Annotated in this window: 7 protein-coding genes; 3 read left to right on the top strand and 4 right to left on the bottom strand. The window is 32.6% G+C overall.

The features are described 5' to 3' along the window. Positions 1-10: 10 nt before the first annotated feature. Positions 11-847, bottom strand: a complete 837-nt coding sequence (locus QLQ95_RS02680; protein ID WP_428237656.1) for an ABC transporter permease — start codon at positions 845-847, stop codon at positions 11-13. A gap of 3 nt (positions 848-850) precedes the next feature. Beyond that, on the bottom strand, positions 851-1,762 hold the full coding sequence (locus QLQ95_RS02675; RefSeq protein WP_095931012.1) for an ABC transporter ATP-binding protein: 912 nt from the start codon (positions 1,760-1,762) through the stop codon (positions 851-853). A gap of 106 nt (positions 1,763-1,868) precedes the next feature. Between QLQ95_RS02675 and QLQ95_RS02670 the strand changes: the two genes are divergently transcribed. Both QLQ95_RS02670 and QLQ95_RS02665 read left to right on the top strand, forming a co-directional pair. Then, on the top strand, positions 1,869-2,921 hold the full coding sequence (locus tag QLQ95_RS02670) for a hypothetical protein (protein ID WP_320492289.1): 1,053 nt from the start codon (positions 1,869-1,871) through the stop codon (positions 2,919-2,921). 58 nt (positions 2,922-2,979) lie between these two features. Beyond that, positions 2,980-3,837, top strand: coding sequence for an SdiA-regulated domain-containing protein (locus tag QLQ95_RS02665; RefSeq protein WP_428237655.1), 858 nt, complete (start codon positions 2,980-2,982; stop codon positions 3,835-3,837). Between the two features lie 162 nt (positions 3,838-3,999). Here the strand turns inward: QLQ95_RS02665 and QLQ95_RS02660 are convergent, their stop codons facing one another. Further along, entirely contained in the window at positions 4,000-7,731 is a 3,732-nt protein-coding gene (locus QLQ95_RS02660) for a metallophosphoesterase (RefSeq protein ID WP_428237654.1), read from the bottom strand. A gap of 26 nt (positions 7,732-7,757) precedes the next feature. On the opposite strand from QLQ95_RS02660, the gene QLQ95_RS02655 reads away from it, so the two are divergent. After that, positions 7,758-8,945 carry a Pycsar system effector family protein gene (locus QLQ95_RS02655; RefSeq protein WP_482502508.1) on the top strand — a complete coding sequence of 396 codons (1,188 nt, stop codon included), beginning with the start codon at positions 7,758-7,760 and terminating at the stop codon, positions 8,943-8,945. Between the two features lie 218 nt (positions 8,946-9,163). Here the strand turns inward: QLQ95_RS02655 and QLQ95_RS02650 are convergent, their stop codons facing one another. After that, positions 9,164-11,533, bottom strand: a complete 2,370-nt coding sequence (locus tag QLQ95_RS02650; RefSeq protein WP_482502506.1) for a GAF domain-containing protein — start codon at positions 11,531-11,533, stop codon at positions 9,164-9,166. Positions 11,534-11,701: the final 168 nt, after the last annotated feature.

Raw genomic sequence — 11,701 nt, 5'->3', positions numbered from 1 at the left:
AGCAAATATACTACAAATCTCTATTTTTTAATAGTTTGTAAGAAAAATATATAAATACAAAAGTCCAAGCTAAAACGATTAAAACAGCAGTATAATCTACATTGAAATTGCCTTCTGTTTCGATTCCCATTTGAGTGCCAATATTTTTAATTACCGATAATCTTGGTCCAGGATTAACGATTAGATTTGACATTGATTCTAAAGGTAAAAACTGCGTGATTTTTTCATCAGTATCGCTGTTTGGGAAAATTTTAAAAGCTAAAGTGCCTCTTATAATTGCTTCAATGATGCTCCAAACTAATAGAAAACCAAGGGCGAAAGCAGAACGTTTTACTAAAATTCCTAAAAACAAACAGAACGAAAAAAATCCGGTCAACTTTACAAAAAAGGCTAAAAGATAATCTAAGTCAGAAAAAATAATTCCAAATTCGGTATAAGATGAAAAAGAGAATCCTAGAAGCAAGCTCATAACAAAAACGAAAACCGTAGATCCAAAAGCAAATAAAACTACAGTTAAAAACTTGGATAAAATAAATTCTTTTTTGCTTAAACCATCAATTAGATTTTGTTTTAAAGTTCCGTAGCTATATTCATTCGCCATCATAGAAACAATTACAATAGCTAAAAAGAATTTAAGCCACGCAGCAACATACGTATTGAAATGCCAGATAAAAGGAAAATTGAAGATTCCCATTTCTGCCAAATGAAATTTGAAAGGGCCTATATCAAATTTTATTGCAGCGATTAAGGCTATAAAAGAAAGTAATACAAAGTAAGTTAAGGTTAATATACGGCTGGCTTTGTTCATCCAGATTTTTTGAAGTTCTATAGAGAGAAGTCTTTTCATGGTTTAGTTTTTTTGAGCGATGGCGTTTTTGGTTAATTCTAAAAATTGAGCTTCTAAACTGTTTTTACGTTTTACTAAATGGCTTAAAACAATGTTTTTAGAAAATAAAAATTGGTTTAACTCTGAGGCAGATAAGTTAGAATTTAAGTAAACTAAAATTTTCCCCTCTTCTTCAGTAATTCTATCAATAGCAGGATGTTCTGATAAAACCGTTTTTAAAACTAAATTATCTTCGGCTTGCAATTCAAAGAAACCTTCGTTAGAAGACATTCCGTCAACAGGGCCAGAATATAAAACTTCGCCTTTTCTTAAAACAATTACTTGCGAGCAAACTTTTTCTACTTCGTCCAATAAATGAGAGGCCAATAAAATAGTAGTTCCTTGCGATGCAATTTTTTTAATGATATCTCGAATCTGATGAATTCCCTGAGGATCTAGTCCGTTCGTTGGTTCATCTAAAATTAAAATTTCAGGATCGTTTAAAAGTGCCGATGCAATTGCCAGACGCTGTTTCATTCCTAAAGAAAAAGTGCTGAATTTGCTGTCTTTTCTTTCGATTAAACCTACTAATTCCAGTTTTTCATTAACTTTAGAATAGTTTATATTTTTGATTTTGCAAACCAATTGGAGGTTTTGCTCGGCCGTCATGTACGGATAAAAATTGGGCCTTTCTATAATTGCACCCACTTTTTTTAAAGCATCATGCGTTTCTACATTGCCATCAAACCAGCGATAATTGCCAGAAGACTTATTAACAACATTTAAAACAATTCCTAATGTAGTCGATTTTCCGCTGCCGTTTGGCCCTAGAATGCCATAAACTCGACCTTTTTGTATTTGAAAAGATACATTTTTCAAAGCCTGAATTCGGCCGTATCTTTTACTTAAATTCTCAATGGTTAATATGGTTTCCAAATTTTTCTGGTTTTAGTTTTTAGTATGACGAGTCAAGTTGATTTTTGTTACTTTAAACTCTAACTTTAAATCGTATTGATGTAAATTTGTAATAAAGATATTCAAAATGAGCGAGCCTTTAATGGTTTTAAAAAAACCGTCTTACCCTTTAACACAGCCACTTTTAAGCTATTTAGAACGATATGAGCGTATTTCTAAAGTTTCTGTGTTTTATGATGACTTGCTTCGTTTTTCGGGTTCTATAAATGTTTATGACAAATACGATAATGATACGCTCTGGATTCGGGTGTATTATGGTGAATTTGAGCGCAATGAAATTGATTTAAATCTAAAAAAAATATATTCGCTTCTGCATTCTGATGGAAATAGCGAAATCATTCAATTTCTGAATGTCGATGCAATTGATTATTGCACTTTCGGAAATTCGAAGCCTTTTAGAATTAAAGTTCGAAATATTCTCAATGACAACTATGTTCATTTTTACATCAAAAAAGCAGATGCTTCACGTATTTACGGATTAGAATTGGAAGATATTCTTTCGCCAGATAAAATCAATTTTTTGGTATATAAAGACACCTTGATCGAAGAGCATATTATCGGAATTCCAGGCGATGTTTTTATGGATACACTTTTGGATAAATGTAGCGAAATGGAAAAAGCGCAGATTGCAAAAGAATTTGTAAAATTTAACGAACGCTGTATGATTCGTCTTTTGGGAGATATGCGCGCTTACAATTATGTAATTGTTCCAATTCACGATTTTGATCAGGTTGTTTATAAAATTCGTCCAATCGATTTTGATCAGCAATGTTACGAAGGGAATTTTAAAGTTTATCGCCCACAGTTTTTTAAAGAAAATTTCCCAATGATCCAGTTGATTAAAGAGAAATTAGAAGAACGTTCCATTATTCAGTATAAAGATGAGGAAAGAGCGATTTTAGCAAAACGTATTCATTCTGCCGAAACCAGAATAAAAAAATTACTGAATATAATGTGTCACGATACCATTTCGACGCATGAACATCTGACGCAGTTAAAAATGGAATTGTATCGTTATACAAACGATATGAAATTTAAAAATGCAAAATCGATGGGACACGTTATGCAAGCCGCGTTTGAATTTATTACACGTAATTTTAAAAACACTAACTTAGTTTAGAATTACTCGTGTGATCCCTTCGTTCTTCAGGATGACAAAAAAAATAAAAAATAATATTATGAAAAAATCTTTTTTAGTAGCCGTTTCTATAGTTTTATTGGCGTGTCAACAGCAGTCAGATAGCAAATTAAAAGAACTTTATACACTTCCGAAAAAATTAAAAGAAGTTTCGGGAATTACTTATTTTCCTGAAAGTAATTTGCTTTACACTTTAGAAGATAGCGGAAATAAAAATGCTATTTACGCCCTTGATTCTAAAGGAAAATTGGCTAAAACAATCACGATTTCTAACGCTACAAATGTCGATTGGGAAGATATTACAAAAGACAAATCTGGGAATATTTATATCGGAGATTTCGGAAACAATGATAACGAAAGAAGAGATTTGTGTATTTATAAAGTCGCAAAAAATCAATTGAATAATGATTTGGCCAAAGCCGAATATAAAATTTCATTCTCCTATCCAGAACAAAAAGAATTTCCGCCAAAGAAAAAAGAAATGTTCTACGACGTTGAAGGTTTCTTTGAACATGGAGGTTATTTTTATCTATTTACCAAAAACAGAAGTAAAGGTTTTGACGGAACGGCTTTTATCTATAAAATAAAAAATGCTACAGGAACTCAGAAAGCCGTAAAAATAGGCGAATTTAAAACGTGCAGCAATTACAATCATTGCGTGCTGACAAGCGCAACAATAAGTCCAGACGGGAAAAAAGTGGCTTTATTAAGTCATGATAAAGTACTTTTATTTAAAGATTTTAAAGGAGATTTATTCCATAAAGGGACTCATACAGAACTCAATCTAAATCACTTCTCGCAAAAAGAAGCCATCGTTTTTAAAGACAACAATACTTTATTAATCGCCGACGAAAAAACAAATAAAATAGGAGGGAATGTTTATGAGTTTAGACTCTAAGATTCTAAGATTCTGAGATGCTAAGATACTAAGGTTCTAAGTTTTTCGAAAAAAAGTTAGCCACGAATACTTTAATTAAAATTCGTGAATTCGTGGCTATTTTTTTTAAACTCAGAGCTAAAAAACTTAGAACCTTAGCATCTCAAAACCTTAGCATCTTTTTTAAAAGCTATATGCCGCTCCAAAAATCACCCTTCCAATTTCGTCAGGAGATTTAAAATAAGAAATTCTGGCTGTGATAACATTTATGGCATTCAGCCAAAGTCCGCCGCCGTAATCGTGGTGCCATTTTTTAGAATCTTCGCCATCAAGCCAAACTCTTCCGTAGTCGAAACCACCTAAAATTCCATAAGTAAAAGGAACGATCGTTTTACGGATTTTTCCAATACTTAAGCGTAAATCTGAACTTTGAGAGAAATACGAACTTCCTAAGAAACGCTCATTTCTAAAACCTCGTAAATCGGTATCACCACCAAGAGAAGCACCTTGATAGAATTCGTAATTATTATTGAAAATAGCCTTTCCTTTTACGTAAGTAGCCAATATCAATTTTCCGTTGTGATCAATCTTGTGTGTAAAACCTAAGAAACTCTCCAGAGTAGGAAAATTTTTCTTAGTATCATCCAAATTCGTTGTCCAAGTGGCAGCAACCATAAAGGCCATACCTAAAGTTGGTTTTGCAGCAAAATCTGAATTTTTAAAAAGGTATTTAACCTTTAAACTTCCGAAATTCTGACTATTAAATACATCAGGATTTACGATTCCAGGAATATTAATATATCGGTTTTCGGTTTCTTCAACAGTCATTCTCTGAAAAATGGGCTGTATGCTAAATTCGCTTCCATATCTTCCAACGTGTCTTATGGCTGTAGAAGCATTAAATTTTCTGATTCGGACACGATTGTAATCCATTCCTAGATCGTCATCGTATTTCGATTCATTTCCATAACCAAAATAGTTCATGGCAAAGTTTGGAGTCGTATATAAAGATTCCACATCTATAACCCATTTTCCTAATAAACCTGGGAAATGTGCTGCATAATTAAATTCTAAACCACCGGTAGCGAAATAGTAAAAAGCATTAAAAATATGTCTTTGCGTGTAAGGATTTTGTTTAAAATTATTGACTGTATAATTTAAGTTTACGCCCATTTTCACACCATCATCAGGATTATATCCAATGTTCGGAAGTCCTGCAATTACATTGTACTTAGGTTTTTCGTAGTTATACAAATTAACATCATAGTCATCTGTCAGTTGCGTTTGTGCCTTTGAATCTAAGTTATAAGTGTTTTCTTTTGACTTGAAATCGTAAACAATCACTTTTCTACCATTTTCAATGTTATAAGTGTCATTGTTTTGACCTCCAATCAAACGAATTTTAATGCTTGATTTTTCTTCCCCCTTAACTTCAAAAACATCATTATCGTCTAGTCCGTAAATCCAAAGATTTTTTGTTTTATCATCTGTTACATTTTTAGTGTAAAGCAATTCATCGCCTTCTTTTTTAATTCTGAAAACCTGAATTTCAATTCCTTTTTTTACATTATGGTTTAAAACAAATTTGTCTTTTTTGTCTGTTCCAGCAATCATAACGGTTTTGCTTAAAACATCAGAATATCTGCGAGCATACTTTTGAAGATCTCTTTTTCTGCTTTTTAGTTTTGCTTTTATTTCATCGACCGTTTCATCCTGAACTTCTTTAGGCATATTTTTGAAAGCCTCATCAATATCAGCATCTGTCAAGCTTTCCTGAATGTATTTGGCCTGTTCAACCCAATCTTTTTCTTGAGCAGTTTTTAGAAATGCCAAATCCATCGGATAAGGTTCTCTTCCTAGCCATTTTACATTGATTCTGTCACCTTTAAAAGAACGCATATGACGAAGCGGAGGCATATTCATGATAAGCGAAAGCAAAGCGCCATCGTATTTTACAAAAGCCTGATCACGATCTCTCGGAATTGGTCTATAAATTACTTTTCCATCTTCTTTATATTCAGCCCAACGCCATTGATCGCTGTGTCTGTCCCAATCTCCTAGAAGGATATCAAATAAACGTGCTTTTATATATTCTTTTTCATCAACGCCATATTTTTCATCTTTATGAAGATTAAGCATCATATCATCAGTTCCAATGATGTTGCTTGGTTTGCCGAAATTTTTTCCGTCCAAATGATTGTCAGCCGGTCTTTCTTCTACCATATATAACTGATCTCCAAAACTGGCATTAAACTCACCCAAACCATTTTGTTTCGGGATATAATATAAAATCGGATTGGTATGTCTCAAACCAATTTGATCAGACATGCTCCCAATTGCAAAAGAAGAATAAGGGTGAGAAGTCGTATAAAAATCAAATAAGAAATCTTCTGCGTATGTTTTTTGAAAATCATTTACCACATATTGATCTTTAAAAGCTACTGATTGTAAAAATACTGTGGCACTTTTTTTCATTGCACGCATTACATATTCACGTCCTTGAGAATCAGACATTCTTAAGGAAACCGATTGATGTCCGCCGCCTTCGCGAATTGGTTTCAAGCCACCTTTTAAAGTATCAACCGTTGCTGTTGTGGCTTCAATTGGCATACTGTAATATTTTCTGTAATGTTGTCCAAATAAAAATCTGTGAAACACACCTTTTTGAGTCATTTTTGGAGAATAAATCGAAGTGGTCACCGTAGCAGGAAATTTATTCGGAATATCTGAAGCCCAGTTAATTTCTTTGGCTTTTATAATTTCGCGTTCAAAAAGTAGCTTCTCTTTATTGTTTTCATTTCCATAATACGAGACCTTAGCATCGCCACTTTTAAACATTGTTAAGACCGCATAACCATTTCCTCCATATGAAAAATCGTAAGGATTAATGGCTCTTGCTGCTTCCGATTTTGATCCTGCACCACTAATGATCTGCTGAATGTTTTCTTTGCTGATATATTGCAGATTGTGATCGTGTCCAGAAACTACAATGACATTTTTCTGCTTTTGCAAAAGCGTTTTTATTCTTTTAGCATAAATAGTATATTGCTTATTTTGAATATCCTGCGGACTAACTCCAGATGTTTTTCGAACTAAATTAATAAAAGAGCCAATTACCGGAAGCGGAATTTTTTGTTCTAGAGGGAATAATTGTTTTTCTAATGAAAATTGTCCGCCATGGGTTCCGTTGCTTAATAATGGATGATGAATAGCTAAGACAACTGTCTTTTCTTGATTTTTGTTTAAAAGGCTTTCTAATTCTTCAAAAAATGCTTCTCTAGTTTTTATTTCACAATTATCATTTATGGTTGGGTGATCGTTCCAATCTTCCAAAAACCATTCACTATCAACAGCTATCAAAGTAGTAACGCTATCAATTTTTACATCTTCAATCGGGCATGATTTTCTTGGAAGAAATCCTTTTTTGTCATTCAAATATTTCGTGACAAAATCGGCTTGACGTTCTAAACCTTTAATTCCACTGTACCAATCATGATTTCCAGGAATTACGATTGTTCTTCCTTTAAAACCTTCCGTTAATTTTAATTGATTCGTCAGTTTAGTTTCTGCTAAAGCCTTGTCTTCAGGGTTTTTGTTACCCGGAAAACCTTTGGGGTAAATGTTATCTCCCAAGAAAAGAAGTGTCGATTTTTTATTTGCTTTTTTCAGTTTTTGATGCAAAAGTTCGAGCGTTTGTTGCGCTTGTTCTTCATCGGCATTTCCAGCATCTCCAACAAGAAAAAATGTATGTGCAATTTTTATAGTGTCAGTTGCGTTTTCTGTTTCGTTGGCACTAACGTTTTTCCCGTACTGCGGTTTGCGCGTAGAACAAGAGTAAACGATGAATAGGGCCATAATTGCCAAAGAAAAGTTTTTAATCTTGGCAATAAAATGATTATCCAAAAACAATTTCATAATTTAGTGGTATAAAAATATTCTTTATGAATCTAATAGAACAATCCGAAGATTTTGTCGGTAATTTACTCAAAGATAAACTTTCTAATTTATATTCTTACCATAATTTTAACCATACTTTCACAGTAGTTACAGCGGTAAAAGAACTATGCAAAAAAGAAGATGTAGAAGGTGAGGACAAAGAGGCACTTTTGGTTGCTGCATGGTTTCACGATACTGGATATATAGAAGGATATGAAAATCATGAGCAGAAAAGCACTGAAATTGCAGCAGATTTTTTGCGTAAAAAAGGAAAATCGGAGGAATTTATTTCGCTTGTTTCAAGTTTAATTTTAGCTACAGTTAAAGAATATGAGCCTAAAACGCATTTAGAAAAAATTATAAGAGATGCAGATTACGCGCATTTAATGGGAGCGGAATATGCTACAACTTGCGAATTATTGCGTCTGGAATTGAAAAATGCAGGAATAGTTAGTTTTTCTAATGCCGAATGGACAAGAGAAAATTTAAATTTCTTGTTGAATAAACATAGGTTTTATACCGATTACGCTTTAAGAAAATGGCAACCTTTGAAAGAAAAAAATCTATTAATGATTCAGAAAAAAATCAATAAGCAGGAATTGAAAGCGGCCGCTGCGCTTGAGGAAGAAAATAAAAAGAAAGAAAAAGCTGAAAAAGCTGAAAAACCAGACCGCGGAATTGATACTCTGTTTCGTGTCACTCTCGGAAATCATACTCGTCTAAGCGGTATTGCAGATAGTAAAGCCAATATATTATTGTCGGTAAATGCGATTATTATTTCGATTGCCTTGTCTTCTATTATTCCAAAATTAGACAGTCCAAAAAATGCACATTTAGTTGTCCCTACTTTTATTATGCTGATGTCTAGTGTAATTACTATTATTTTTGCCATTCTTTCTACGCGTCCAAAAGTAACTTCTGGATTTTTTACAAGAGACGATGTGGAAGCTAAAAAAGTGAATTTAATGTTTTTTGGAAATTTCTATAAAATGCCTCTTGAAGATTACGATTGGGCAATGAATGAAATGATGAAAGACCGTGATTATTTGTACTCAACCATGATCAAAGATTTGTATTATCTAGGATTGGTTTTACAGCGAAAATATAATTTACTCCGAATTGCCTATAACTTTTTTATGTTCGGAATCATCATAACCGTAATCGCATTTGTGATTGCTTTTAAATCAATTTAAAGCTATTAACTTTGTCAAAGTTTCAAACTTTGACAAAGTTTTTTTATACAGAAATATTTTTAAACACATAGAAACATAGTTTTTTCTTATCTACAAAGAATAAAGAAAGAAACTAGTTTCTCACACATAGCTATGTGAATTGATGCAAGTGAAACGCCTTTTTTAAGTTTTAAAATCTATGTTTCTATGTGTTTAAAAAACAAAAAAAGCTCAACTATTTAGTTGAGCTCATCTAATAAATCTTGATAGGTTATTTTTTTAACCCCTGGGTCTGCATTATTATTAATTACTTTAACGCGAATAGCTCTCAAACCTGAAACTCCCTGAAGATCTTCAACTTCAAATTGTTCAATAGAAGGCTCAAGAATTTTCTTGTGCTGTAAATATTTAATATATTTTAAATATTCTGCTTCTTCGCTATTTTGAGAATATACAATGGTGATTTTCTCTTTCTCAGTAATTCTTTCGTTTGTTCCTTTAATATGCGATTTGTCAATTCGTTTTTTAACGACTTCGTATCTTGCATTATAAGTCCCGTCTACATCAAAACGTTTTTCATCCATTCTAAAACGGATTGAAAGGGCAGAACTGAAAACCAAAATCAATGAAGTAACATCCAATTCGTATGGTAATGAAGATTTAAGATCATGATGTTCCAATTCCATTTCGCATAAAGTCTGCAATTGCCATAAACGAAGATTGTGCAGATACATGATATCGAATGGTTTTGTTGGCGAAATTGAAGCTCCAATATATAAATTATGTTCTACGCCATCTGTTTTAAAACGTTCGTAATAATGCGGATAAATCTGTTGTGCTTCAACTTGTTTTCTATCTAAAACAGTTGCCAATCTTTTATTGATAATCGACATTGCATTGTCGAACTTTTTTCTTTCGTGGTAAAACATTCCAGTTTTTTCATCCAGTCTTTCAAAGTACAATTCTTCTAGCTTTTCGCTTTTAGCGTTGCTTTTGGTATTTTTTAAAATCGGATGAATTTCTTCTTCAATATAACGCTGAACATGTTGTTCTGTATCTGCTTTTAAAGGAAAATCCAATTCGCTTCGAAGCGATTCCAGTTCAAATTTTCTCTGTTCCAAAAGAACAAGATTGGAATTAGAATCTTGATTATCAAATATTTCCAAAAGAGCTGTAAGCTGACTTTTTAAATCAATTTTTACCGTTTCATTTCGGTGTTCAGACGAACCTTTAATATCAATCTGGCCATACAGCGGATATACATTTTTAAAGACAATTTCTTTAAAAATATAATCTTTAGTATGATTCATATTCTGAAAGTAATTTTGTGATTCCCTTTTAAATTTCCAATAAACGCTCGGGTGAATTGTAGTATATTCTCGCTGAATAATCGCTTCGATCTGATGCTGCATATCAGTATTGTAGCGATCAATTGTGTCAGTTAAATACGGTAGAACCAAATCTAGTTTTGTAGCATTAACGCTATTTAAATCTCTCGGATTTTCAGAAATCAATTCGACAACACCTAATAAATGTCCGCTTTTGATGACTGGTGCAAAAATACAGCTCTGAATTCCTTGTTTTAGTAAATGTTCGCCCAGTCTTTTATTGGTTTGTTCTTCAGTGAATTTGCTGACATTAGAAATAACAAAAGGCTCTTGATTGTCTAATAGATTTTCGAACGAGCATCCGAAAAAAGCATTTTTACAATCGACTTCCTGATCGGCAGAAAGTAAAAAGCTTTTGAGTTGGTTTTCGTATTTCGCAGGTCGCATAAATTTCTCTTCCTCAGGATTGTAAATAATGAATCCAACTTTCAAGTTTGGAAGATTAAAAATTGATTGGAAAATATTAGAAACCTCTTCACCAGTTGTAACTGTTTTTGGACCAGGCTTCAATAGATTACTTTTCAATATAGAAATAGCACTTTCGGTCGTTGCATCAAACAAAGAAACAATACCAAAACCTCTTAAAATCCAGCTTCCTTTAGGAAATTTAGATTTCCATAAATCGATATCGTTGTAATTATCTATTAATTGATCGATATTTTCTTGAGTTAAAGGAATAGCGTTTTCAGTAGGAATAATTTCCATGAAATCGGCATTGTACAAAATGCGGTAATGTTTTTCAACGCCATTTTCATCTGGAATATCGTAGAAAAATGGCTGATTGAAGTCAATATGCTGTTTGTAATAGTTGCTTAAAATTAAACAGCAGTTATTGATGTAAAATTGATGTTCGCTAAAATCACGAATTTCCATATAAAATTCGTCTCCCGCATTTTTCAAGATTTTCTTGAAGCGCTCCGTATAATTGAAGGAGATATTTTGAAACGGAATTGTTACCGCTTTTATTTCGTTGTGCGTCAATGCAGTCGGAAATAAATCGGCTAATATATTTTTAATTAAAGCTTCATTGTTTTTGATAACCGAATAATCCTGGATTCCAGTCCTAAGTTCCGGAATTAATTCAATCTGTTCTAAAATCGCTTTGGCATAGTTTGACCTGTAATCAACATTTGATTGCGCAATTTCTTCAAAAGATTCAATTAGCTTGTGAAATGAAATTATAGTGGTAAAAGGACTTTCTTTAAAAAATTGAATATCCATCTGAGTTATTTTTTAATGCAAAATTAAGGATAAATTAAGAATACTCGACATTTTTCGATTTCTTTCCTCTATAGTTAAATAGTTGTTTTCCTTAGAATTAAAGGGTTTCGGGAAGTGCTTTTTTATTTTAACTAAAAATTAACATTATTAATAACGGAACAATCGTTC

Source organism: Flavobacterium sp. B330r (genome assembly GCF_056824325.1).
Note: the sequence above shows the minus strand (reverse complement) of the source record. Positions and strands in the feature narration are given on the sequence as shown.